The organism is Bradyrhizobium sp. Leo170 (assembly GCF_004296405.1).
Classification (GTDB): domain Bacteria; phylum Pseudomonadota; class Alphaproteobacteria; order Rhizobiales; family Xanthobacteraceae; genus Bradyrhizobium.
Map to the genome: position 1 here is coordinate 1 of NZ_PSRR01000021.1, position 24032 is coordinate 24032.

26 protein-coding genes, 1 tRNA gene and 2 pseudogenes are annotated in these 24032 nt (G+C 63.2%); 11 read left to right on the forward strand and 18 right to left on the reverse strand.

Going from position 1 to position 24032, the window contains the following annotated elements; translation table 11 throughout:
* Positions 1–46: 46 nt before the first annotated feature.
* Both CWO89_RS06290 and CWO89_RS06295 read right to left on the reverse strand, forming a co-directional pair.
* Entirely contained in the window at positions 47–1417 is a 1371-nt protein-coding gene (locus CWO89_RS06290) for an AmpG family muropeptide MFS transporter (RefSeq protein WP_130577772.1), read from the reverse strand.
* A 42-nt stretch (positions 1418–1459) separates the two neighbouring features.
* Positions 1460–2668: a DNA recombination protein RmuC gene (locus tag CWO89_RS06295; RefSeq protein WP_130577773.1), complete on the reverse strand. Its 1209-nt coding sequence runs from the start codon at positions 2666–2668 to the stop codon at positions 1460–1462.
* Between the two features lie 170 nt (positions 2669–2838).
* Here CWO89_RS06295 and def point away from each other — a divergent pair, with 170 nt between their 5' ends.
* The 3 genes from def to truA all read left to right on the forward strand — a co-directional run bounded on the left by def (position 2839) and on the right by truA (position 5169).
* Positions 2839–3366, forward strand: coding sequence for a peptide deformylase (def, locus tag CWO89_RS06300; protein ID WP_207234411.1), 528 nt, complete (start codon positions 2839–2841; stop codon positions 3364–3366).
* A 126-nt stretch (positions 3367–3492) separates the two neighbouring features.
* Positions 3493–4428: a methionyl-tRNA formyltransferase gene (gene fmt / locus CWO89_RS06305; protein WP_130577775.1), complete on the forward strand. Its 936-nt coding sequence runs from the start codon at positions 3493–3495 to the stop codon at positions 4426–4428.
* A 3-nt stretch (positions 4429–4431) separates the two neighbouring features.
* Entirely contained in the window at positions 4432–5169 is a 738-nt protein-coding gene (gene truA, locus CWO89_RS06310) for a tRNA pseudouridine(38-40) synthase TruA (protein WP_130577776.1), read from the forward strand.
* A 213-nt stretch (positions 5170–5382) separates the two neighbouring features.
* On the opposite strand, the gene dapE is transcribed toward truA, so the two are convergent.
* From dapE to rpmH, 11 genes are all read right to left on the reverse strand, one after another.
* The gene (gene dapE, locus CWO89_RS06315; RefSeq protein WP_130577777.1) at positions 5383–6549 is read right to left on the reverse strand and encodes a succinyl-diaminopimelate desuccinylase; all 1167 of its coding nucleotides are present in this window, start codon (positions 6547–6549) and stop codon (positions 5383–5385) included.
* 89 nt (positions 6550–6638) lie between these two features.
* Positions 6639–7853, reverse strand: coding sequence for an MFS transporter (locus tag CWO89_RS06320; protein ID WP_130577778.1), 1215 nt, complete (start codon positions 7851–7853; stop codon positions 6639–6641).
* A gap of 51 nt (positions 7854–7904) precedes the next feature.
* Positions 7905–8750 (reverse strand): 2,3,4,5-tetrahydropyridine-2,6-dicarboxylate N-succinyltransferase, encoded by an 846-nt coding sequence (dapD, locus tag CWO89_RS06325; protein WP_130577779.1) that lies wholly within the window; start codon positions 8748–8750, stop codon positions 7905–7907.
* 151 nt (positions 8751–8901) lie between these two features.
* On the reverse strand, positions 8902–9600 hold the full coding sequence (locus tag CWO89_RS06330; protein ID WP_165421025.1) for a pyrimidine 5'-nucleotidase: 699 nt from the start codon (positions 9598–9600) through the stop codon (positions 8902–8904).
* Between the two features lie 42 nt (positions 9601–9642).
* Positions 9643–10629, reverse strand: a complete 987-nt coding sequence (locus tag CWO89_RS06335; RefSeq protein WP_165421027.1) for a DUF1036 domain-containing protein — start codon at positions 10627–10629, stop codon at positions 9643–9645.
* 164 nt (positions 10630–10793) lie between these two features.
* Positions 10794–11690, reverse strand: a complete 897-nt coding sequence (argB, locus tag CWO89_RS06340; protein ID WP_130577782.1) for an acetylglutamate kinase — start codon at positions 11688–11690, stop codon at positions 10794–10796.
* A 117-nt stretch (positions 11691–11807) separates the two neighbouring features.
* Positions 11808–12185, reverse strand: coding sequence for a DUF423 domain-containing protein (locus CWO89_RS06345; RefSeq protein WP_130577783.1), 378 nt, complete (start codon positions 12183–12185; stop codon positions 11808–11810).
* The gene (gene yihA, locus CWO89_RS06350; protein WP_130577784.1) at positions 12182–12835 is read right to left on the reverse strand and encodes a ribosome biogenesis GTP-binding protein YihA/YsxC; all 654 of its coding nucleotides are present in this window, start codon (positions 12833–12835) and stop codon (positions 12182–12184) included. The genes CWO89_RS06345 and yihA overlap by 4 nt, the downstream gene beginning before the upstream one ends.
* Before the next feature lie 109 nt (positions 12836–12944).
* Complete coding sequence (gene yidC / locus CWO89_RS06355; protein WP_130577785.1) at positions 12945–14795, reverse strand: membrane protein insertase YidC; 1851 nt, start codon at positions 14793–14795, stop codon at positions 12945–12947.
* A 19-nt stretch (positions 14796–14814) separates the two neighbouring features.
* Entirely contained in the window at positions 14815–15195 is a 381-nt protein-coding gene (gene rnpA, locus CWO89_RS06360) for a ribonuclease P protein component (protein ID WP_130577786.1), read from the reverse strand.
* 27 nt (positions 15196–15222) lie between these two features.
* Complete coding sequence (gene rpmH / locus CWO89_RS06365; protein ID WP_008542748.1) at positions 15223–15357, reverse strand: 50S ribosomal protein L34; 135 nt, start codon at positions 15355–15357, stop codon at positions 15223–15225.
* Between the two features lie 374 nt (positions 15358–15731).
* Between rpmH and CWO89_RS06370 the strand changes: the two genes are divergently transcribed.
* The 6 genes and pseudogenes from CWO89_RS06370 to CWO89_RS06385 all read left to right on the forward strand — a co-directional run bounded on the left by CWO89_RS06370 (position 15732) and on the right by CWO89_RS06385 (position 19548).
* Positions 15732–17210 carry a sensor histidine kinase gene (locus tag CWO89_RS06370; protein ID WP_130577787.1) on the forward strand — a complete coding sequence of 493 codons (1479 nt, stop codon included), beginning with the start codon at positions 15732–15734 and terminating at the stop codon, positions 17208–17210.
* 192 nt (positions 17211–17402) lie between these two features.
* Positions 17403–17479 (forward strand) — tRNA-Arg (locus tag CWO89_RS06375).
* Between the two features lie 359 nt (positions 17480–17838).
* On the forward strand, positions 17839–18645 hold the full coding sequence (locus tag CWO89_RS06380; protein ID WP_207234413.1) for a hypothetical protein: 807 nt from the start codon (positions 17839–17841) through the stop codon (positions 18643–18645).
* Complete coding sequence (locus CWO89_RS46845) at positions 18618–19034, forward strand: hypothetical protein (protein WP_207234414.1); 417 nt, start codon at positions 18618–18620, stop codon at positions 19032–19034. Before CWO89_RS06380 ends, CWO89_RS46845 begins: the two co-directional genes overlap by 28 nt.
* A 156-nt stretch (positions 19035–19190) precedes the next feature.
* A pseudogene (locus CWO89_RS49415) lies at positions 19191–19322 on the forward strand (DUF8370 family protein); the annotation flags it as partial.
* Between the two features lie 34 nt (positions 19323–19356).
* On the forward strand, positions 19357–19548 hold the full coding sequence (locus CWO89_RS06385; protein ID WP_130577788.1) for a hypothetical protein: 192 nt from the start codon (positions 19357–19359) through the stop codon (positions 19546–19548).
* Between the two features lie 269 nt (positions 19549–19817).
* On the opposite strand, the gene CWO89_RS06390 is transcribed toward CWO89_RS06385, so the two are convergent.
* The 4 genes and pseudogenes from CWO89_RS06390 to CWO89_RS06405 all read right to left on the reverse strand — a co-directional run bounded on the left by CWO89_RS06390 (position 19818) and on the right by CWO89_RS06405 (position 22914).
* Positions 19818–20243 (reverse strand): OsmC family protein, encoded by a 426-nt coding sequence (locus CWO89_RS06390; RefSeq protein WP_130577789.1) that lies wholly within the window; start codon positions 20241–20243, stop codon positions 19818–19820.
* Between the two features lie 118 nt (positions 20244–20361).
* Positions 20362–21141, reverse strand: coding sequence for an alpha/beta fold hydrolase (locus CWO89_RS06395; protein WP_130577790.1), 780 nt, complete (start codon positions 21139–21141; stop codon positions 20362–20364).
* A 193-nt stretch (positions 21142–21334) separates the two neighbouring features.
* Positions 21335–22398, reverse strand: a pseudogene (locus CWO89_RS06400) (ketopantoate reductase family protein).
* Between the two features lie 213 nt (positions 22399–22611).
* Positions 22612–22914 (reverse strand): BA14K family protein, encoded by a 303-nt coding sequence (locus tag CWO89_RS06405; protein ID WP_130577791.1) that lies wholly within the window; start codon positions 22912–22914, stop codon positions 22612–22614.
* Between CWO89_RS06405 and CWO89_RS06410 the strand changes: the two genes are divergently transcribed.
* Positions 22901–23128 (forward strand): hypothetical protein, encoded by a 228-nt coding sequence (locus CWO89_RS06410; RefSeq protein WP_130577792.1) that lies wholly within the window; start codon positions 22901–22903, stop codon positions 23126–23128. The genes CWO89_RS06405 and CWO89_RS06410 overlap by 14 nt on opposite strands.
* Positions 23129–23323: 195 nt before the next feature.
* Positions 23324–23569, forward strand: coding sequence for a hypothetical protein (locus tag CWO89_RS06415; RefSeq protein WP_130577793.1), 246 nt, complete (start codon positions 23324–23326; stop codon positions 23567–23569).
* Between the two features lie 142 nt (positions 23570–23711).
* Here the strand turns inward: CWO89_RS06415 and CWO89_RS06420 are convergent, their stop codons facing one another.
* Positions 23712–24023, reverse strand: coding sequence for a BA14K family protein (locus tag CWO89_RS06420; protein ID WP_130577794.1), 312 nt, complete (start codon positions 24021–24023; stop codon positions 23712–23714).
* Positions 24024–24032: the final 9 nt, after the last annotated feature.

The window sequence follows — 24032 nt, forward strand, 5'->3', positions numbered from 1 at the left end:
TCACTCGACTGTCCCGGATTTCGCTGCGCTCCATCCGGGCTACGTTCTAAACCTTCACCGGCCCGAGCTCGTCGAAATGCCCGCGGCGCTGCAGCCAGGCGAGCAGGATCAGGCTCGGGATCGCGACCAGCACGCAGATCGCGAAGAACACCGGCCAGCCTGTCGCTTTGGCTACGAAACCAGCGCCTGACGAGAGATAGGTGCGCCCCACAGCGGCGAGCGCGGTGAGCAGTGCATATTGCGTCGCCGTGTGCAGGGGATTGCGGCACAGGGCCGAGAGATAGGCGACGAAGATCACGGTGCCGATCGCGCTGGTGAAGTTCTCGCAGGTGATCGCGAGCGCGAGCGCCCACTGGTTGACGCCGACCAGCGCGAGCCAGGAGAAGGAGAGGTTGGCGAGCGCCTGCACGATGCCGCCGATCCACAGGCTGGTTGCCAGCGAATAGCGTCGCGCCACGAAGCCGCCGGCAAAGCCGCCGATCAGGGTCGCGGCCAATCCCACGCCTTTGACGATCGCGGCGTAGTCGACCTTGCTGAAGCCGATATCGATCACGAACGGCGCCGTCATCGTGCCAGAGAACGCATCGGTGAACTTGAACAGCACCACGAAGGCAAGCGCCGCAATGGCATCGCGCCGGCTCAGGAACTCGGAGAAGGCGCCGACCGCCGCGCGGATCACGCGCGAGAACGCTGTTTCCGCGGCCGTGGCCGCTTCGGCGTCCTTCGACTGCGCCGGTTCGGTTGCAACCAGCGCGGTGATCATGCCGATCACGACGAGGGCGGCCATCACCACATAACCCCACATCCATGCCGACGAGCGCACCAGGCCCTCGCCCTCAAAGCCGCTGACGATGAACAGCGCGCCCGCGGTCGAGACCAGCATGCCGATGCGATAGGCGGCGACATAGGACGCCATGCCGGCGGCCTGCTCGCTCTCGGGCAGGCTCTCGACGCGGAAGGCATCGACGACGATGTCCTGTGTCGAGGAGGTGGTGGCGACCAGCAGCGCGGCAAAGGCGGCGAACCAGGGTGAATGTGCGGGATCGGCGATCGCGAGCAGCAGGATGGTGGTGATCAGCAACAGTTGCGAGAACAATAGCCAGCCGCGGCGGCGTCCGAAATGTCGGGTGAAGAACGGCACATGCAGCGCATCGACCAGCGGCGCCCAGAGGAATTTCAATGTGTAGGGCGTGCCGACCAGCGCGAGCAGGCCGATAGTGCCGAGATCGACGCCGACCTCGCGCATCCACACCTGCAGCGTCGACCCGGACAGCGCCAGCGGCAGGCCTGACGAGAAGCCCAGCACCAGCACGATCAGGACGCGCGGCTGCAGATAGACGGCAAGGCTGTCGCGCCAGGAGGTGGCGGCAGGCTCGGCTTTCTCGGTCGCGGCGGCTGTCGCTTCAGGCGCGGTCATGCAGCCCTGTTAGCAGATTCGATGGGAAAATCTGCCCCTGTCCTACTCGCCCGCCTGCAGCTTGGGCGGGGCGGGGAACAATTCGGGCCGGCCGCTCGGCACGATCCGCGGCAGTTCCACCGGGGCGTCCGATTTGCTGAAATCGAGCTCCTCGATCCGGCCGGCGCGCTTCTCGATCTTGTCGGCGGAAACCAGGATCTGGCGCACGTCCTCGTTCACCTGCGAGAAATGGTTCTGCAGCTTGAGCACGCGGTCGCGCAGCCGCGACAGATCGTCGCCGAGCTTGATCACCTCGGTGCGGATCTGGTCGGCTGCATCGCGCATCCGCGCGTCCTTCATGATCTGCTGCATCACCTGGATCGCGAGCATCAACAGCGAGGGCGACACCAGCACCACGCGGGCGCGGTAGGCCTTCTGGATCACATCGTCGAAACCGTCATGGATCTCGGCATAGACCGATTCGGACGGCACGAACATCAGCGCGGTATCCTGGGTCTCGCCGGCGATCAGGTATTTCTCCGCGATGTCGCTGACGTGCTTCATCACGTCGTTGCGCAGGCGCTGGCTGGCAATCTTGCGTTCCTCGTCGCTGCGCGCATCGTGCAGGGCGGTCATCGCCTCCAGCGGGAATTTCGCGTCGATGCAGAGCGGGCGCTGGTCGGGCAGGAACACCACGCAGTCCGGCCGCTTGCCGCTCGAGAGGGTGAACTGGAATTCGTAGGAATCCTTCGGCAGTCCGTCCTGGACGATCGCTTCCATCCGCGCCTGGCCGAAGGCACCGCGCGACTGCTTGTTGGCGAGCACGTCGCGCAGCGTCGTCACCTGCGTCGTCAGGTCGGTGAGGTTCTTGTGCGCGTTGTCGATGATGCCGAGCCGCTCATGCAGATGGCGCAGGCTGTCCATGGTGTGGCGCGTGGTCTGTTCCATGGACTGGCCGACGCGATGGGTGACCGAATCCAGGCGCTCGTTGACGGCGCGCGCCATCTCGGTCTGGCGGCCGGCAAGCGCCTGCGTCATCGCATCGACCCGGCCGCTCGCCTCGCTCTGGGCGCGCAGCACCTCGCTGAGCCGCTCTTCCAGCTCATCGGCGCGGATGGTCTGCGCGACAGCTAGTTCTGCGCCGCGCCGGGAGGACCGCGCTATCACGATGGCGATCGTCAGCAGCAGGACGAGCACGAGCACACCGAACGCAACCAGCGCGTCGGCGATGCGGACCGGCCAGTCGCCGACCATGAAGAGAATCTCGTTCATAGAAGCGCTATAGCCGATTCGCTGGCGGGCGCGAACGAAAGTGGAACATTTATGGTTAACAAGCCGTGAAGTTTCATGGTTAAGAATGGCTGAAGAATCATGGTTAAGGCGGTCTTAACCGGTTCCGGATCGCATTGACCCCGGCATATCAAGCGCTTAAATCGCCCGCCATGGCCCTAAGAGAAATCATCATCCTGCCGGACAGGCAGTTGCGGCTCGTTTCCAAACGCGTCGAAAAGATCACGCCTGAGATCCGCAAGCTGGTCGACGACATGTTCGAGACCATGTACGAGGCGCCCGGCATCGGGCTGGCCGCGATCCAGGTCGCGCAGCCGCTGCGGCTGGTCACCATGGATCTCGCGAAAAAGGACGAGAACGGCGAGACCACGCCGAAGCCGCGCGTCTTCATCAATCCGGAGATCATCTCGGCGTCCGAGGAGAAGTCGGTCTACGAAGAGGGCTGTCTGTCGATCCCCGAATATTACGAGGAGGTCGAGCGGCCGGCGCGGGTGCGCGTGCGCTTCACCGACATCGACGGCAAGGTGCATGAAGAGGATGCCGAGGGCCTCTACGCCACCTGCATCCAACACGAGATCGACCATTTGAACGGCATCCTGTTCGTGGACTATCTGTCGAAGCTGAAACGCGACCGCGTGCTGAAGAAGTTCGCCAAGGCCGCCAAGCGCGCGGTGGAGTAAGGTCGGCACTATTTTCGCCGTCATGCCCGGGCTTGACCCGGGCATCCACGTTCTCTGCAGCCGTGGATGGCCGGGACAAGCCGGGCCATGACGGGTACTCTACTTTCAGCCGAGGTAACCCGCCCCATGCCGCTCCGCCTGATCTTCATGGGTACGCCCGATTTCGCCGTGCCGACGCTGCTCGAACTGGTCGCGCACGGCCACGAGATCGCCGCCGTCTATACCCGCGCGCCGAAGCCGGGCGGGCGGCGCGGCCTGCAACTGCAACCGACGCCGGTCGAGCAGGAGGCACGGCGAAACGGCATTCCCGTGCTAACGCCGAAGACGCTGAAGACGCCGCAAGCGCTGGAAGAATTCCGCGCGCATCAGGCCGATGCGGCGGTCGTGGTTGCCTATGGAATGATCCTGCCGCAGGCGATCCTCGATGCGCCGAGGCTTGGTTGCTACAACCTGCACGCTTCGCTTCTGCCGCGCTGGCGCGGCGCCGCGCCGATCAACCGCGCGATCATGGCCGGCGATGCCGAAACCGGCGTGATGGTGATGAAGATGGATGTCGGTCTCGACACCGGCGATATCGCGATGGCCGAGCGGCTTGCGATCACCGACCGGATGACGGCGGCCGATCTGCACGATGCGCTGGCGCCGCTCGGCGCCGACCTGATGGTGCGGGCGATGGCCGCGCTGGAACGCGGCGGGCTGCAACTGACCAAGCAGAGTGAGGACGGCGTCACCTACGCCGCCAAGATCGAGAAGGCCGAGGCGCGGATCGACTGGAACAGACCTGCGCACGACGTGCTGCGGCATGTCCACGGCCTGTCGCCATTCCCAGGCGCTTGGGCCGAATTGCCACACGACGGCGAATCGGTGCGCATCAAGATTCTCCGCTGCGAGCTCGCGAGCGGCTCGGGCACGCCGGGCACCGTGCTCGATGACAACCTCGCGATCGCCTGCGGGGAGGGCGCCATCCGTGTCCTCGAGCTGCAGCGCGAAGGCAAGGCACGGATGAAGTCGATCGACTTCCTGCGCGGCACGCCGCTGAAGGCCGGCGCGCGGTTCACATAGGTCATGCCCCGCTACAAGCTCACCATCGAATATGACGGCACGCCGTTCTGCGGCTGGCAGATCCAGGACAATGCGCCGAGCGTGCAGGGCGCGCTGGAGACCGCGGTGAAGGCGATGTGTGGCGAGGATGTGCGCGTCCACGGTTCCGGCCGCACCGATGCCGGCGTGCACGCGCTCGGACAGGTCGCGCATTGCGACATCGCAAAGCCGTTTCCGCCGGACCGCCTGCGCGACGGCCTGAACGCGCATCTGCGTCCAAATCCGATCGCGGTGCTCGGGGCCGAGATCGTACCGGATGATTTCCAGGCGCGCTTCTCCGCAAAGAAGCGCCATTACCTCTATCGCATCAGGAACACGCGCGCGAACCTTGCGCTCGACATCGGCCGCGTCTGGCGCGTGCCACGCCATCTCGATACGGACGCGATGCATGAAGCCGCGCAGCGCCTGATCGGTAAGCATGACTTCACGACCTTCCGCGACACCGAATGCCAGGCGAAATCGCCGGTGAAAACGCTCGACCAGCTTGATGTCACGCGCAACGGCGATGCGGTCAGTATCGTCACCTCGGCGCGCTCGTTCCTGCATAGCCAGGTGCGCTCGCTGGTCGGCTCGCTGGTCTGGGTCGGCGAAGGCCGCTGGACCGCCGACGATCTCGCCGCAGCCCTTGCCGCCCGCAACCGCGCCGCCTGCGGGCCGGTGGCACCGCCGGAGGGCCTGTATCTCGTGCGGGTGGAGTATTAGACCTCGGCCCTCTCCGCCGTCATGGCCGGGCTTGTCCCGGCCATCCACGCCTTCCTTGTGGGAGGGTGGGCGAAGGGCGTGGATACCCGGCACAAGGCCGGGCATGACGACGGATACTTAACCCCAAGCGGAGAAGCGTGGATGGCCGGGACTAGCCCGGCCATGATGGCGGAGTGAGTGGCGACGGCGGAGCAAACGCCTCAGTCCTGGAGACTAGGCAAAATACCTGTCCAGCACGCCGCGATAGACTTGCGTCAGTTTTTCCAAATCGGCGATCGGCGCTCGTTCGTCGATCTGGTGCATGGTCTGGCCGACCAGGCCGAACTCGATCACCGGGCAACAGCTCGAGATGAAGCGCGCATCCGACGTGCCGCCCGAGGTCGAGAGCTCCGGCTTGCGTCCGGTCACCGCCTCGATCGCTGCCACCGCAAGGTCGGTGAACGGGCCGGGCTTGGTTACGAACACGTTCGAGTTCGACGGCTCCCAGACGATGCGGGCGCGGATGCGGTTGCCGCAGGCCTTGGTCAGGCGTTCCTCCACCAGCTTACGCAGGCTCTCCTGGGTGTGGTTGTCGTTGTAGCGGATGTTGAATTTCGCCCGCGCCTGGCCGGCGATGACGTTGCTCGCGGCATTGCCGACGTCGACGGAGGTGAATTCGAGGTTGGACGCCTGGAATTGCGCGCTGCCATGGTCGAGCGGCTCGTCGCTCAGTGCGACGATCAATCGCGAAATATCGGGCACCGGATTGGAGGCGCGGTGCGGATAGGCGACATGGCCCTGCACGCCCTCGACATAAAGCGTGCCGGATTGCGAGCCGCGGCGGCCGACCTTGATGGTGTCGCCGAGCACCTCGACATTGGAGGGCTCGCCGAGCACGCAGTGATCGAACCTTTCGCCGCGCTCTGCCGCCCACTTCAACAGCTTGATCGTGCCGTTGATGGAAACGTCTTCCTCGTCGCCCGTGATCAGGAACGAGATCGACCCTCGACCGTCCTCTCGCGGCTTGCCGCCATGGTCCTTGAGATATTCAAGCACAGCAGCGACGCTGCAGGCGATGCCGCCCTTCATGTCGACGGCGCCGCGGCCGTAGAGAAAGCCGTCCTTCACCTCGCCGGAGAACGGGCCATGCGTCCAGGCGGACTCGTCGCCCGGCGGTACCACGTCAGTATGGCCGGCAAAGGTGATGTGCGGCGCCTGATCGCCGATGCGCGCATAGAGATTGTCGATGTCGGCGGTGCCGGGCTCGCTGAAGGTGACCCGGTGCACCTCGAAGCCGGCGGCTTTCAGGATGTTCTCAAGCACGCCGAGCGCGCCGGCGTCGGCCGGCGTGACGGAAGGGCAGCGGACAAGGTCGCGCGTGATGGAAATGGCATCGGTCATGCGTACGGACTTAACACGCCACCGCGGCGGCGGGCCAGCCTTGCGCGGCATGCTCCCGACTTCGTGTTGCGGCTCTGCGACGCAGCCGATCAGCTTGCTTTTGACGTGGCGCGGCCCCGCACGCTGACTAGACCTGCCAGTGCAACCAGCGCAAAGACGGCACCCGCGAAGAACGTAACTCGCGGTCCGGCACTGTCCCATAACGCCCCCGCGATCACGCTGGCCGCAAGCATCGCGATCCCGCAGACCAGGTTGAAAAAGCCGTAAGCTGTGCCCCGCAGCTCGGCGGGCGAGGTATCCGCGACAAGCGCTGCCAACAGCCCTTGCGTGAAGCCCATATGCAGTCCCCACAGCGCGATGCCCAGCGCGACACCGGTCATGCTGGGCAGAAGCGCGAGCAAAAGATCGGCGACGATCAAAAGCACGATGCCGAACGCCAGCACGGTTGTGCGGTCCATGCGATCGGACACCACGCCGGCCGGATATGCCGCGCCGGCGTAGACGACATTCATCAGGACCAGCACGGCCGGTGCGAGCGTAACCGGCAGGCCAACATTCTGCGCGCGGAGGATCAGAAACGCCTCGCTGAAGCGAGCCAGCGTGAACACGCTCGCAATCGCCACCACCCACCAATAGGCCGCGCCCAGATTTCTGATTTCGCTGAGGCTGATTGGATTGCGCACCTCGCGCAACCCTTTCGCCCGCGCGGGTTCACGCACCGCAAACGCGATAAGGGCGAACGACAGCAAGCCGGGAATGACTGCAAACCAGAACACAGCCTTGAAATGGTCTGAAGTCAGCCACATCAGGCCGATGGCGATCAATGGTCCGATGAAGGCGCCAACCGTATCCAGCGATTGCCGCAGGCCAATGCTGGCGCCGCGCAGATGCGCCGGAGCAATGTCCGCCACCAGCGCGTCGCGCGGAGCGCCGCGAATGCCTTTTCCGATCCGGTCGATGAAGCGCGCGGCCATCAGCCAGCCGACCGTCGGCGCCAGCGGAAAGATCGGCTTGGTCAGCGCTGCAAGGCCATAGCCGAGCGCCGCCAGCCATTTTCGCTTGCCGAGCCAATCGGAAATCGCGCCGGAAAATATCCTGGTGATCGAGGCCGTCGCCTCGGCGATGCCTTCGATGACGCCGACCGTCACCATCGAGGTGCCGAGCACCGTCACCAGATAGACCGGCAGCAGCGCATGAATCATCTCCGAAGAGATGTCCATCAGCATCGAGACGAAACCGAGCGCCCAGATACCTGCCGGAATCTCGCGAAGGGAGCGGCCTGGTCGGGTGCTCGCCTCAGCCATGGAGCTGACCTTTCAAGCGATCATGCCCCATGAGCGAGCTTAGCAGCGTCCTTAGTCGCGCAGCAATTCGTTGATGCTGGTCTTGGCGCGGGTGCGCTCGTCGACGCGCTTGACGATGACGGCGCAGGCGGTCGCCGGGCCCGGCTGGCCGTTCTTCATCGGCTTGGGCGGCAGCGTGCCGGGCACGACGACGGCATATTCAGGCACTTCGCCAACAAACGTCTCGCCGGTCTCGCGATCGACGATCTTGGTGGATGCCCCCAGGAACACGCCCATCGAGAGCACCGCGCCCTTACGCACGATCACGCCTTCGGCGACCTCGCTGCGGGCTCCGATGAAGCAATCGTCCTCGATGATCACGGGCTCGGCCTGCAGCGGCTCGAGCACGCCGCCGATGCCGACGCCGCCGGAAATATGCACGCGCTTGCCGATCTGCGCGCAGGAGCCGACGGTCGACCAGGTGTCGACCATGGTTGCTTCATCGACATAGGCGCCGAGATTGACGAAGGAGGGCATCAGCACGACGTTGCGGGCGATGAAGGCGGAGCGGCGGACGATGGCGCCCGGCACCGCGCGAAAGCCGGCATCGCGAAAGCGGTTCTCGCCCCAGCCATCGAACTTCGACGGCACCTTGTCCCACCACGACCCCTTGCCGGGGCCGCCGGGGATCTGTCCCATGTCGTTGAGGCGGAACGACAGCAGCACCGCCTTCTTCAGCCATTGGTTGACCTTCCATTTGCCGCTCGTCTCACGCTCGGCAACGCGCGTCTCGCCCTTGTCGAGCAGCTCGAGCGCGTAATCCACGGCCTCGCGCACCTCGCCCGTGGTCGAGGTCGAAATGCCGTCGCGGGCTTCGAACGCGGCGTTGACGATGGACTCGAGGGCGGACAGCGACATCGGGCGATTCCTTGAGGCGAGCGGCGGGGAGGGTATTTGGAGCTTTTTCGGGATTTGGCGCGGCGGAGTCAAGGCTGGTTCTGCCGTAGCCCGGATGAAGCCAACGGGTCGCGCGAATGCGCGCCCCGTTGGCTCCATCCGGGCTACGTTTTCAGCCTGTGGCGCGCAGCATCTGCAAAAACCCCGTCAGATCGTCCGTGACATAGTCGACATGCGCGGCGTCGCGGCCCTCGAGCTCCCAGTCCTCGCGTACCACCTCCTGCGTCCCGTCGGGCACCACCAGCACCGTGGTCATGCCGAGCTGATGCGGCACGACCAGGTTGCGCGCGAGGTCTTCGAACATCGCGGCCTTGCCTGGATCGACGTCGTGCAGCGCCAGGAAGCGCTGATAGGTCTGCGGCGCCGGTTTCGGCTCGAGCTCGGCGGCGATGATGTCGAACACCGCCTCGAAATGGTCTCCGATACCGAGACGCGCGAGCACCGCGCCGACATGGTCGGTCGAGCCGTTGGTCAGGATCAGCTTGCGGCCGGGCAGCCTTGCGATCGCAGCGCCCATCGCCGGGTTCGGCTCCAGCGGCGAGTGATCGATCTGGTGGACATAGGCGAGGTAGTCATCGGCGCGGACGCCGTGCTCGGTCATCATGCCGCGCATGGTGGTGCCGTAGCGCAGATAATAGTCCTTCTGGATGCGGCGGGCTTCTTCCGCCGTGACGTTGAGCCAGTTGCTCACGAATTCGCCGATCCGCGCATCGACCTGCTGCCACAGATTGACGTGATGCGGATACAGCGTGTTGTCGAGATCGAACACCCAGGTGTCGATATGGTCGAAGGCGCGGGACATTTTCACCACTCTCTCACGTCGTCCCGGCCTTCGCCGGGAGACGAACTTCTATCACGGCATCGCAAAGCGCAGCGTCTTGCCGCCGCTGGTCATGTCGACCGGCGCAAAGCCGACCGTGGCAAGGCCACGCGTGGGGCAATCGCCCTGCTCGGCGATCTCGAACTTGCTCTCGCGGGTGCAGAGCTGCGTCGCGCCGCCCCAGTTCAACGGCTTGTCCTTCAGGCGGATGGTGCGGTTCTCGGCATCGACGGCTTCGGCGAAGGAGAAGATCTGCTTCGGCTGGCCGGCGACGTCGGGATGCAGGCACTTGCCGGGATCGATCCGATACCAGCCGCGGCTGGTGACGGCCTTGCCGTCGTCGGTCGCCACCGCCGCCATGATCTTGTGCGGCGTGTCGTTGCACCAGGTCAGTCCGGTCGCGGATGGCTTCTGCACGGCATCGATCATGGTGGTGAAGAAATTCGGCGATTGCACGACGTCGCTGGAGAGGCCGCGGCTCCTGAGGAACGCCGACAACGCTCCTTGCGTCTTCGGCCCGTCGACGCCGTCGATCGGCGCGGCATCATAGCCGGCGATCACGAGCAAGCGCTGGATGCCGGCAAGCCGTGCCTGCTCCTCGTCATATTCCGAGCCTTCGGCGAGATAGGCGACGAGGTTGCCGTCCTCGGACTGGGTCGGTGTTATCTGCGTGAATTGCGCCGGCGTCTGGCCGCTGCGGCACTGGCGGGCGGCGGCGATGACGAAATTGTCCTGCGCGACGCAGAGCGTATCGGTGCCGTTTTGCGGGATCGGCGAGGCGCCGTAGACGCCGAGCGCCCGCGCATTCAGAAGCACGCGGTCGGCGGAAAGCGCGCCCTGCACCACCACGCGGCAGGCGGCGGGGTCGATGCGGAACCAGCCCCGCGTCGCGGTCGCCGATTTCTCATCGATCCCGATGGCGGCCTCGACCACGTAACTCATGCGGTTGCAGAGCTTCAGGTCGGCCAGCGCCGGCGCGGAGGAAAACAACAACGAGAGCGTGGCGGCCGGCAGCGCCATTAGAAGACGCGCCAGCCCGGAACGACGCGATTGCTTTGTCTTAAGCTCGTCATGCCCAGGCTTGACCCGGGCATCCACGCCTTTCCTACCGTCGGCAAACCGGACGTGGATGGCCGGGACAGGCCCGGCCATGACGGCTCCAGTGTGCGTGGCCGCCCCAGCCATCACTTGTGGATCAGCGTGCCGGTGCCCTGATCGGTGAACAGCTCCAGCAAGACCGCATGCTGCGTCTTGCCGTCGATGATGACGACGCCCTGCACGCCCTGCTCCAAGGCATAGATGCAGGTCTCGACCTTCGGGATCATGCCGCCGGAAATGGTGCCGTCGGCGATCAATTTGCGCGCGTCCTTCACCGACAATTCCGGGATCAGCTTCTTGGACTTGTCGAGCACGCCCGGCACGTCGGTGAGCAGCAGCAGGCGCTTGGCCTTCAACGCGCCCGCGACCGCGCCGGCAAAGGTGTCGGCATTGATATTCAGCGTCTGGCCGCCGTCCTTGGATGTCGCAAGCGGCGCCAGCACCGGGATCAGCTCATAGCCGATGAGCTGGTTGAGCAGCGTCAGGTCGACCTTCTCGGGCTCGCCGACGAAGCCGAGATCGATCGCCTTCTCGATGTTGGAACCTGGATCGATCATGGTGCGCGTCGTCTTCGACGCCTTCACCATGTTGCCGTCCTTGCCGGAGAGGCCGACCGCCTTGCCGCCGGCCTCGTTGATATAGCCGACGAGCTGCTTGTTGACGGAGCCGGCCAGCACCATTTCGACGATCTCGATCGTCGCCGCATCGGTGATGCGCAGGCCCGCCGCGAATTCGGACTGGATGCCGAGGCGCTTGAGCATGGTCGCGATCTGCGGCCCGCCGCCATGCACGACCACCGGATTGATCGCGGTCTGCTCCAGGAGCACGATGTCGCGCGCAAAGGCCTTGGCGGTGTCCTCTGCGCCCATGGCATGGCCGCCATATTTGATGACGATGGTTTCATCGTCATATTCCTGCATGTGCGGCAGCGCCTCGGACAGGATGCGGGCCTGGTCGAGCGGGCTGATCTGTGTGTCGGTCATGAAGCGGGTCTCGCAATTCCCAGAGAGCGGCGTCGGGCGCGGTTCTATCTGATTGGCGGGCTCGCGAAAAGCGCGTCTCTCACTTGTAGCCCCGTTGGCTCCACCCGGGCCACGAGGTTACAGCTTATCGCGATTCGGCCATACCGCCGCTACCGCCAGCACCAGCCAGCTCACGATCAACAGCGTTCCGCCGGTCGGCGCGGCCATCGGAAACAGTCCGTGGCCGGCATATTGGCGCAGGCAGAGATCGCCGGCGAACAATGACGCGGCGATGACGAAGCCGACCGCAGAGGCGCTCCCGATCGCGCGGTTCAGCAGGCCGCGACCCACGAGGGCGATTGCCCCGAGCACCGCACTGGCATGAAACAGCAGCATCGACGAGGCGGCTGCAAGCCGCGTCGCATCGGCGAGATGGGCGGATCCGGCCGCCAGCATCACGCCACAAGCGCCCATGAGGCCGGCCAGGAAGAGCAGGATTCGATGCAGGCTGGTCATCCGCGGCGCTCCTCGAGCAGGCGTACCATCGCGGCGCGCAGCTCCGGCATGCCGGCGCCGGTCCGTGAGGAGGTCGCCAATATATCCGGAAAGGCGGCCGGGTGTTTGGCCAGCGCGGCCGCGGTCTCTTCGATGCGGGTCGTAAGCTCGGAGGCCTTCACCTGGTCCGCCTTGGTCAGCACGACCTGGTAGCTGACGGCCGATTTGTCGAGCGTCTTCAGGACGGCGAGATCGACATCCTTGATGCCATGGCGGGCGTCGATCAGGACATAGACCCGCGCCAGGGTGGCGCGGCCCTGCAGGAATTTATGGATCAGCGCGGTCCAGGACGCGACCTTGGCCTTGGGTGCGGAGGCATAGCCATAGCCGGGCATGTCGACCAGACGGAAGCCCGCTTTCTCTGGGCCTTCGAAGAAGATCAATTCCTGGGTGCGTCCCGGCGTGTGCGAGGTGCGTGCCAACGTGCTGCGGCCGGTGAGCGCGTTGATCAGGCTCGACTTGCCGACATTGGAACGTCCGGCAAACGCAACCTCTAACCCCGCCATCGGCGGCAGCGTCTCGATCGACGGCGCAGCCCAGATGAAGTGCCAGTCGCCGGCGAACAGTTTTCGCCCCGCTTCGATCAGCTCCGCATCAGTTTCGGCGGTCATGTGGGAAGGTCTCGCTCGCGCCCGTCATTGCGAGGAGCGAAGCGACGAAGCAATCCATTGCTCCGCAAGCGGTGAAATGGATTGCTTCGGTTCGCTCGCAATGACGTCGTTACGTCGCTTTCTTCGGCGCGAAGGTGGCCTTGAGGTTGTCGAACAATTCCACCTTCACCCCGTTCCGGTGCATGATGTAGCTCTGCTGCGCCACCGAAAGCAGGTTGTTCCAGGCCCAGTAGATCACCAGGCCTGCCGGGAAGCCGGCCAGCATGAACGTGAAGATCAAGGGCATCCAGTCGAAGATCATCTTCTGCGTCGGATCCGGCGGTGTCGGATTGAGCTTCATCTGGAACCACATCGTGATGCCCATGATGATCGGCCAGATGCCGAGCCACAGATAGTGGCCGAACACCGGGATCGTGGTGGGATCGAACGGGATCAGGCCGAACAGGGTGAACAGGTTGGTCGGATCCGGCGCCGACAGGTCCTTGATCCAGCCGAAGAACGGCGCATGCCGCATCTCGATGGTGACGAACAGGACCTTGTAGAGCGAGAAGAACACCGGGATCTGCAGCGCGATGGGAAGGCAGCCCGCGATCGGGTTGATCTTCTCCTTCTTATAGATCTCCATCATCTCCTGCTGCTGCTTCACCCGGTCGTCCGGATAACGCTCCTTCAGCGCCGCGAGCTGCGGCTGGATCGACTTCATCTTCGCCATCGAGGCGTAGGACTTGTTGGCGAGCGGGAAGAACAACAGCTTCACGATCACCGTCACCAGCAGGATCGAGACGCCGAAATTGCCGAACAGGCGATAGAACCAGTCGAGCGCCAGGAACATCGGCTTGGTGATGAAGTAGAACCAGCCCCAGTCGATCAGCAGATCGAAGTGATTGAGGCCGAGCTGCCGATTGTAGCCGCCCGGCCCAAGCGGGAAGTTGATGCCAACGACGCCGGCTTCCTTGGCGCCGGCGAACAGCCGCGCGTTGGCGGTGACGGTGCCGCCGGCCGCGACGGTCTGCGGCTCCAGCAGATAGTCCGTCTGGTACCGCCTGATATTGTTGACAAGATCGGAGGAAAAACTCGCTTGCAGCTTGGCGGAGGTGTCCGGCAGCAGCGCAGAAGCCCAGTATTTGTCCGTGATACCGAGCCAGCCATCGGTGGCGGTGAAGTTCACCCGCTTGGCGTCGTCGATTTTCTTGTAGCCGTATTCCTGCAGGCCATGGTCGCCGAGATAGCCGATCAGGCCTTCATGAAGGATGTAGTAGCCGGAAACCTGCGGCGTGCCGTGGCGCGAGATCAGCGCAAAGGGATAGAGCGTGACCGGGGCGCTGCCGGCATTGGTGACTTCATCCTTGATGGTGAAGAGATAGCGATCGTCGACCGCGATGGTGCGGCGGAAAGTCAGGCCTTCGCCATTGTCGTATTTCAGCGTGACCGGATTCGTCGGCGTCAGCGTGCCGGAACCCTCCTGCTGCCACACCGTGCTCGCGTCGGGCATCCGCAACGTGGTGCCGCTCGCCGGCACCCAGCCGAATTCCGCGTAATAGGGCGCGGCCGTCTGCGACGGCGAGAACAGCACGATCGGCGGTGATTTCGGGTCGACGGTGTCGCGGAATTTCTCCAGCGACAGGTCGTCGATGCGCGCGCCCTTCAGCGAGATGCTGCCGGACAGCGTGGGTGTGTCGATCTTGACGCGCGGGCTGGCCTCGACCGCGGCTTCGCGGCTGACGACCGGCGCGCCGGAGGCCGGTTGTGTGGCTGAAGGCGGTGACGCCGATCCCGGCTGCGGTGCGGTGCTAGGGGTCGCCTGCTGCGTCTGCGGCGTCTGCTGCTTCTGCAGTTCCGCCTGCGCGTGCTGCTGCGCGCGCTGCTTCTCCATCTGCGGCACGTTGTAGAAATATTGCCAGGCGATCAGCACCAGGCCGGACAGAATGACGGCGATGATGGTGTTGCGGTTATCGGTCATCTCTTCAAGGTCTCGTCATTCAATTCCGGTTGCCGCCGCTCTTTATATTATTCTGGCTGCCGCCGCTTTTGGCCGGTTGCCGGTCGAGGCGGCGAAGCGCCGCGCGGAGGTCGTCGAGCATGGCCGCGAAGTCGCGGGTCAGTGCATCCCGGCGGCCGACTAACACATAATCATGATGTGGTCGCATCGGTATGACGTCGAGCTGCTGTATCAGCGCGCGAAGCCTGCGCCGGATGCGGTTGCGCTCGGTAGCGGTGCCGTTCTTCTTGGTGACGGTGAAGCCGACGCGGATCGGGCCATCATCGTCGCGGGCGCGGCCCTGCAGCACAAAGGCCGGGCTGGTCGCCCGCGCGCCATTGGCAACGGCGACGAAGTCCGCCCGCTGCCTTAGCCGATCCATTTAGAATCTCCGGAAGACGCCCGGGGCTCAGGCGCTCAGACGCTTGCGGCCACGCGCGCGGCGCGCAGCGAGGACCTTGCGGCCGCCGGCCGTGGCGAGACGGGCGCGGAAGCCGTGGCGGCGCTTGCGCACCAGTTTGCTGGGTTGATAAGTCCGCTTCACGGGTAGTTCTCCGCTGAACAGGCAATCTGCCGATGAATTGAGATAGGGTGTCCGGTGATGCAGGCTGGCCCAAAATCGGCCATTCGCGGCCCCAAATGAGCCGCCCCCGGCAAACCGGGCCATCGCGGACAATTTGCGCGGCTTATAAGGGAGCGCCTCCTTTTCGTCAATGTCGCCCCGTGCGGCAAAAGCGGTTCTTCGAAAGGTCGTAATTCGCGGAAATAGTCCTGATTCTGTGGGGTTGTTGCATATGTGGGCTGGCTTTAGCCGGCTGCATCCGGGGCTCATGGAACCGGCTTACATTAGCGATCCGTAATTTGACCGGCGATGGTGCACGGCAGCATGCTGAACATGCGCCAAAGAAGGCCTATATCGTGTCAGTGACCGACGATCAGCCGACGACGGAGAAGTCTCGGGCGCAGCCGGTTTACCGGCTTGGCCTGTCCGGCAAGCTTCTGCTGCTCACGATCCCCCTGGTGATGATCGCCGGGATGCTGATCTTTGTGCCCGCGATCGCCAACTTCCGGATCAACCGGCTGAACGACCGGCTGGCCGCGGCCAACACCGCGGCGCTGGTGCTCGATGCCGCGCCATCCGGCTACGTCCCCGAATCGCTGGCGCGCCAGATCCTCACCAGCATCGGCGCCCGCGCGGTGGCGATCAAGATGGGCCAGCAGCGGCGACTGCTCGCCAGCGCCGACCTGCCGGCTGCGATCGACCATGACGTCGACCTGCGCGACATATCGGTGTGGTCGGCGATCGTCGATGCGTTCCAGATCATGCTGGAGCACGGCGACCAGACCATCCGCGTGGTCGGGCCGGCGCCGGGCCAGGCGCAGTTCATCGAGGTGGTGATCGACGAGAAGCCGCTGCGCCAGGCGATGTACCGCTTCTCACGCAACGTCTTGATCGTCGCGCTCCTGATCGCGGGCCTTACCGCGGGCCTGGTCTATCTCGCCCTGCATTATTTGTTCGTGCGCCCGATGCGGCGGCTGACCGCGAGCCTGATCGGTTTCCACGAAAACCCCGAAAGTTCGGCGCGAATCATCGTGCCGAGCCAACGTGGTGACGAGATCGGCGTCGCTGAGCGCGAGCTGTCCGACATGCAGCGCGACCTGGTCTCGATGCTGCATCAGAAGAGCCGGCTGGCGGCGCTGGGGCTCGCCGTCTCCAAGATCAACCACGATCTGCGCAACCTGCTTGCCTCCTCGCAGCTTCTGTCCGATCAGCTCGCAAGCGTCCCCGATCCCAGGGTGCAACGCTTCGCGCCGAAACTGCTGCGTTCGCTCGAGCGCGCGATCGCCTTCTGCCAGTCGACATTGTCCTACGGCCGCGCTCAGGAGGCCGCGCCCGACCGCCGCATGATCCTGGTCGAGCCCGTCGTCGTCGAGGTGCGCGAATCGGCAGGGCTTGCCTCGGATGCCTCGATCACCTGGATCAGCGCGATCGAGCGCGGGCTCGCGATCGACGCCGATCCGGACCAGCTATTCCGCGTGCTGCTCAACCTCGTGCGCAACGCGGCGCAGGCGCTGGAGAGCCGTCCGGCGACCGACGGCGGTGCCCAGCAGATCCGCATCACCGGTCGCCGCGAGGGGACGGTCGCGATCGTCGAGGTCTCCGACACCGGTCCCGGCGTTCCCCAGAAGACCCGCGATCACCTGTTCGAGGCGTTCCAGACGTCCGGCCGCCCCGGCGGCAGCGGGCTCGGCCTTGCGATCGCCGCCGAGCTGATCCGCGCCCATGACGGCGAGATCAACCTGGTCGAGGGCACCATCGGCGCCACCTTCCGCATCGCCATTCCCGACCGGCCGGTGGAACTCCAGATCATCCGCACCGAGCGCGCACGGGCCTGAGGCGTATGCCGGAATAGCCGGAAACTCCGGCTTTCACTGCCCGGGGCGCGCTTCCGGCCCAAATCAACCCAGAGAACCCCCACCCCAGACCTTGCCAACGGGATCGGGACCTTGTAGCTAGAGCGCTCTTTCGCTGATGCGTCCGAGCCTCCTCGGATGCACCTCGGGCTTTCACGCCCCTCACGCGAAAACGCGCCCGTAGCTCAGCTGGATAGAGCATCAGACTACGAATCTGAGGGTCGGACGTTCGAATCGTTCCGGGCGCGCCATTCGCACAAGCTCCTATTGGAAATCAAGAACTAACGCAGATACAACGCTTAGCTGCCGCGTGGTGGTCACAAGCGGTGGTGCTAATCGTGCGCGTATTGATGGGCGTTATCAAGGACAGGCCGGGACGTACTGTGCCCGCAAGACGGTGCCAGAGCAGCCCAAGGGTTTGCAGGCCCGCAGTTGCGCGCGAGCTGAACAACGGCAAGGCCGTGCAGACCCTAACGGAAAGTGCTCCGTTGGATGGCAGCGCTCTGGCGCTTGCACCGCCTTGGCTCATCCACCGGCGTGGCTGTGGTAGTCCCGTTGCTTCTCTATTTGCACGAGTGCTATCTGGGAACCCGCAAGAAAGGGGCACGGAATGGCACGCAAGGCAGGGGCGACTTCGGACACTATCACAGCCGCAAACGACAAGGTTGAGAAGGAGGTCGCACGGCGCAAGCGCACCGTACGCAGCTTCCCGGCCGCTCCGTTCGAGGACAGTATCGATTTTGTGAAGAGCATGTTCGAGTTCGGAAGCGGTGAAGCCGTGCGCAGGCTGTCGCTGTTCGACCATATCGGTAAGTCGCCAGACAGCGGCGCTAGCCGCATGTTGGTGACCAACGCGAACAAGTACGGGCTCATCAAAGGCAATTATGCCAGCGAAACGCTCGAATTGACGCAAGACGGTGTACGTACTGTTGACCCGCAGATACCAGCACGAGACCAGCTTCGTGCAAAAATCAAGCTATCGATAGAGGATATCGAGATTTTCGCGAAGCTCCATGAGCGATTTGTTGGCCGGGCCTTACCAGCGAAGACCGCTCTAATCGATACGGCTATGGAACTGGGTGAAAGTAAAGACGCCGCCCCGGAGGCGGTTGAAACATTCATCCTTAATGCGCGATATGTCGGCCTGTTAGCGATGCTGTCGGGTGCTGAGCGTCTCGTCTCGAAAGACGCTGCGGTGGATGCTGTTCAGCAACCCGCAGGACAGACGACGCTGGGAACGTCTTTGTCAGCCGGTCTACCACCAATAACGCCGCCATCGGCTGGCGCGCTGTCATCACCGCGGACCACGCCAAATTCGAAGCTACGTGCTTTTACATCAGTCCTATCGGCGCTGCTGACAGTGAGTACCGCCAGCACTCCGACCTGTTCATGGGCACACTCATCGAACCAGCCGTAGCGTCATTTGGGTTGTCACTGGTGCGTGCCGATCAGATAGATAAGCCGGGGATGATCACGAAGCAGATTATGGAATTTCTGGTCAAAGCCCGACTTGTAATTGTCGATATGTCCTATCACAATCCAAACGTCTTCTATGAGCTGGCAATTCGCCATATGATGCGACTGCCTATTGTACAGATTGTTCGGAAGGCGGACACGATACCATTCGACGTCAACCAGATGAGGACCGTCATCATCGACACGTCGGATATCTATTCGTTCGCGCCGCGCATTAGCACATATCAAACGGACATATCCTCTCACATAAGGCGAGCGCTCGAAGCTCCTGAAGCGGTTGAGACCCCAATATCCATTTTCTTTCCAACGCTTCGTGCGACGCTGGCATAGAGCCGCCAGCTGCTGCTGGTGTCAGCGGTGAAGGTCTGGCGTCACTAACAGGCGGCCTTAGACCTCTCCGAGACGCGGCTGCACAGAATTCATCAGGGGATTTGGGCCAACCGCGAGTTGCCGAATACTCTGGGTTCACGCTACTTCAGTCTGAAAATGGCCCTTGTTCGCCCGCGCTTAACTGAATTCCACGGCATCGACGTTGCCCAAGCCAACGTGGACTTCGCCATTCCCTTTCTTGAAGAGGATCTTCCCCTCTACGTTGACCCGTTCCTCCTCTGGAAGTCGCCCTCGTTGCAAGGATCAATCACTGCACGGAGCCATGATCGCGGCGTTCAACCGTCTTGGAATGCTCTCGCAACGAGGGCAAACAGAGTTGGCTGTTCAGATCATCCAGCAGATGTCCGAATGCGAAGAAGTCGGACTGGGCGGTGCAGCGACGAAAAAGGGGAAGCGAATTAGTTTAGCTGTTGCGCAAGAGCCACCGCTGCGAGCAGAGTGTCTCGCCGCCTAGTGCAGGACTTGGTCGCTTCGCCGCGAAGCGGCTACTGTGCATGGGGTTGTTTTCGACTTTTTTGTTTCGGGGGCACGAAAGCGGCAGGCTGAACCGGATCTCATCCGGCTCCTGCCCGCTACTTCATCAACCGCACGGTCGTGAAGCGCTGCGTCTTGCCGCCCGGGCGCATGGGACGCTTCGCCGTTTTTCGATACAAAACCGCAAGCACTCGATTCCCTGCATGACCGCTGTCGGTGCGAGGTGAATCGTTATGCGATCATGCAGCCTCACGAAACGAGTGTGGCACTAAAATCAATCTCAACCTTCATCAGCTTGGAGACGGGGCAGCCGGCTTTTGCGCTTGCGGCGATCGACTGGAACGTGTCGTGGTCGATGCCCGGTATCTTCGCCGTGGTGGTGAGATGCGCCGAGGTGATCGAAAAGCCGTCCCCGTCCTTCTCGATGGTGATTTCCGATTTGCTGTCCACGTGCTCCGGCACGAAATTCGCCTGACCGAGCTGCCTGACGAATGACATGGTGAAGCACGCGGCATGCGCTGCACCTAACAGCTCCTCCGGATTGGTGCCCGGCTTCTCGCCGTAGCGGCTGAAGAAGGTGTAGGGATGATTGTCCAGCGCGCGGCTCTCGGTGGAGACCGAACCCTTGCCTTCGCGCAGGCTGCCATTCCAGGCGGCGGATCCGAAACGTTTCATTGTTCTTTACTCCTTTCCTGTTTTGCATGCCCTGCAGCCTACGAGCGCGTCAGACCGCCGCTCGTCTCTTCCCGGCCTCGATCATGTCGAGAGCGCGGCCATCCCAAGTGTGTTCACCTCATGGGCGTTGGCCGGCGGCCTCCAGGATCAGTTGCGTGATTTCGTCAGGTTGAGAGATCAGCGACAGGTGACTCGCCTTGACCTCTATGGTCTTGGCTCCCATGCGCTTGGCCATGAATCGTTCGAGGTCCGGATTGATCGTGCGGTCCTCGGTCGAGACGGCGTAATAGCTCGGCTTTGATCGCCAGGCCGCGTTCGTGGTCTTGCCGGCGAGCAGGGTTTTGTGGAACGGCTGCTGGACTGCATAGAGCACCTTGGCCTTCGCCTCCGGCAGGTCGCCTGCGAAATCGCGCAGGAAAGCCTCCTCGGAAAGCCGTCCTTCATCACCGTCGAACACGATGCCGGCCGTCGCCGGCGGGGTCGGATAGGTCTTCGCGAGCGCAGTGTAGTCCTCGCCGGCATCCGGCGCACGCGCCGCCACATAGACGAGCGCCGAGACGTTCGGATGCACGCCGGCCTCGGTGACGATCATGCCGGAGAAGGAATGGCCGACCAGAACCGTCGGGCCGTCCTGCCGTGCCAGCACGCGCTCGGCTGACGCGACCGCTTCAGGCAGCGTGGTCAGCGGATTTTGCACGGAGGTCACGTTGAGGTCGGTCGTCTGCAATCGCGCGATCACCTCCGACCAGCACGAGCCGTCGGCGAACAGTCCATGCACGAGCACGACGTTGCGCGCCTTCGGCGGGGTTGCGTTTGCGGCCATGCCGCGAGTGGAGATCAGCGAGGCCGCTGCGCCGGCAAGCAGAGCGGTCGAAAAAGCTCGTCTGTTCATCGTCATGATGCTCTTCCTTTGACCACGAGGGGATTGTCTTGAGGGCGCGGAATGGCCGCGCGGTTTCAAGCAGTCCCAGCGTGAACACACAGTGATGCCGCCGCGCGCGAAGGCCTCGCGGTTGTTCTCGATGCTGTAGTGGCCGTGAAGATAGTTGACCGCGAAACGGAAAGATTTCTGGATCGCACGGAGCAGCACGTCACAGCGCGCTGGATCCGCCCTCCACGATCTTCTCATTGAGCTTCTGATCTACGATCTGGACCGTACGATCGATCTCGGCATTGGGCGCGCCAAGCTGATGCGAAATCAGCTTCACGAGCAGGTCGACCCGCTCGATGAAGGGCGCTCCGCTCGCCACCGCGCGCGCCGCCGATGAGGGCTTGAGAAGGCTTTCCGCCGCTTTGGCGTATTTCTCGAACGGCACCTGATCCTTCGGGTCGGCTCCCAGGCGCCGCGCGACCGCATCGACATGCTCATAGATCGACGGCGAGCGCTTCAGATCGGCGTGCACCGCGTCGCGGATCGATTGCGGCTCCTGCGGCGTGATGCAGCGGTAATTGCCGGTCAACAGCATCGACCATTTGGCCAGCGGGACAACAGCGAGTCGAACACCTTGAGCTTCACCGGAACATCCTGGCCATCCAGCTTCACCGCGTCGATGTCCGCCTCCAGTTCGCGAAGCAGCCGGTTATGCGTCTCATCCGCAAATGCCGCTGCCTTGAAGTTTGTCGGCAGGCCGACATGAAGGACATTCGCCGCCTCGTCCGGCGGACGGAAGGCCTGAGGATCAGGCGAGCAGAGCGAGACCAGTCCCGGCTTGAAGCGCTCCCATACCTGCGCATTGGTATAGGCCTCTTCGAGGTCCATGTCCGACAGCGCCGGGATCCGTTTGAGATAGGGCAACGGCGGCATGTTCATGATCGAAAGGCAAGGCAGCTTCGCCTCGGCGATCTTGATCATCAGAACCCGGATCGTATGGTTGGTGTATTGCGGCTCCTGCATGGCAAGGCCAACCAGATCGTAACGGGAGAGGTCGACGTCTGCGGGCGGTGCCGCGTCCAAGGTCCCGGGTAGATCGCGCGAGAAGATCGACCGGTGCGTCGGCTCGTCACGCAGCTTAATGCGAACCTCGGTACCGTCGCGATTGATGAGCTCTGCGGTCTTCTTGCGACAAACCAGCGTCACGTTGTGACCGGCCATCAGCAGCTTCGTCGCGAGCAATGAGCCGTACGAGGCTCCCAGGATCAGAATGTTGCGCGCCATGTCCCTCTCCTAAGGTTTCCTCCAACGTCCCAACCCAAGCCAGTCTCGAATTTTCGGGTATCCGCTTGGGCGAAGGAACGGCGCAGGCCGGACCTCTACATCACACGGGGACAGCCTCTTCGGGCAAGGAGCATACTTGTCTACCGCCAATTGATGGGCATTACAATCGCACAGCGGCTCCTGGTTTCAGACCGCAGAAGCAGAAGAGGGTCATCACTCGCACCGATAGCGATGACGGTCGCGGCCAAGGAATGTGCCGGTCGCGGGATTGTACGAGCGGTGGCGCTGCGCGCAGGTGTCGATGCCGCTGGCCTCTTCGTTATAGTATTGCAGAGCAGAAGGCGGCTCTGACTCCAGTCTGGCCGCAGGCGTGGGCGCGCCGCCGTTCAGAAGGTCTGCATTGGGATGATAGAACGCGTACAGTCCGGGCTCCTGGATAGCCGCCTGAGCGAATACTGGTGTTGCAGCCGTTGCCGATAGCAGCGCGGCGGCCGCGAGGATCTTGAGTGAGGTCATCGAAATTCTCCATCGATCGATACGAAAGCTCGATCGGGGCGCGCAGGTCCGCATGGCGCACCGCCAGGCGGTGCGCGCCGTCAAATACGAGTTTCTCGTATTGGGGTTGTCCGAATGCTCGGAGCTTTCGATCCAAGATCTAAGCGGCCTGCGCGCGCATCCCACTAAATTCTGCTTTACGATTCCTCAACTCGAGTTGACGGCGGGAACGTGAGAGATCGCCAACAGGATACGTGGCGCGACTATCATCACGAAGCAGCGAAACGCGAGCGAAACGCTTTCAGTAGCCAGAAATTCCTTATGCCGGTTGTGCCGCGTTCCTAAACGCGAATTTAGTGGGAGCGACGAGAAAGAGCCCCACCTTTCTCTGTGTAACGTTCTTTATGTCACCACTCGAAAGGACAAAGCCATGAAAGTCGCAATGGTAGCATTGGTCGCTGCGTCCATGCTCTCAAGCACATACGCTTTTGCCAATACGGCGCGTCAAGAACCGGTGGTCAGGAGCTATCCGATATACAGAGAGGCTGCTCCGCCGGTCGTCTTGCATCCGAACTACGGCAATCCGAACGGCGATCCGGATGGTCCGACCACGTTGAGCGGCACCGGCGATTCTCAATTCGGTGGCTCGTCGCCCGGCACCAGCGGTTACAACTAAGTGAAAGCCGCAGTTGATCGGGCTTTGCTTGAAAGCCACCGCGCCACCCCAAGGTAACGACGCGCGAACCTCGCGCGTCGTTGAAGTGGCGCGAGACGGCGTTACATCGATCGCTTGGTCGATAGCTGAAGTGACGTCGAGATCACTTCTTCGATCGTCTGCTGCGGCTAACGGTGCCGAACACGACTTGCGATGGATAAGGAGAAGCCGAGCGCTGAGGCGTGCTCTCGAGAAAGCCTGCGGCGCCGGTCCACGCAACATTAGGCTGCGCGGCAAAATTGCCCGGAAACACACCATTGGTCGGGAAGTCGCGATTATCATTGCGGTTGTCATAGAACCAGCCGCTCGTCTGGCCGTATCGTATGACGCGATACCCAAACTCGGTCGCCGATCCCGGCGAGATAGGGATCGCTGCCAGGATCGCCGCGCAAATTACGATCTTCAATCTACCCATTGGCTTTCC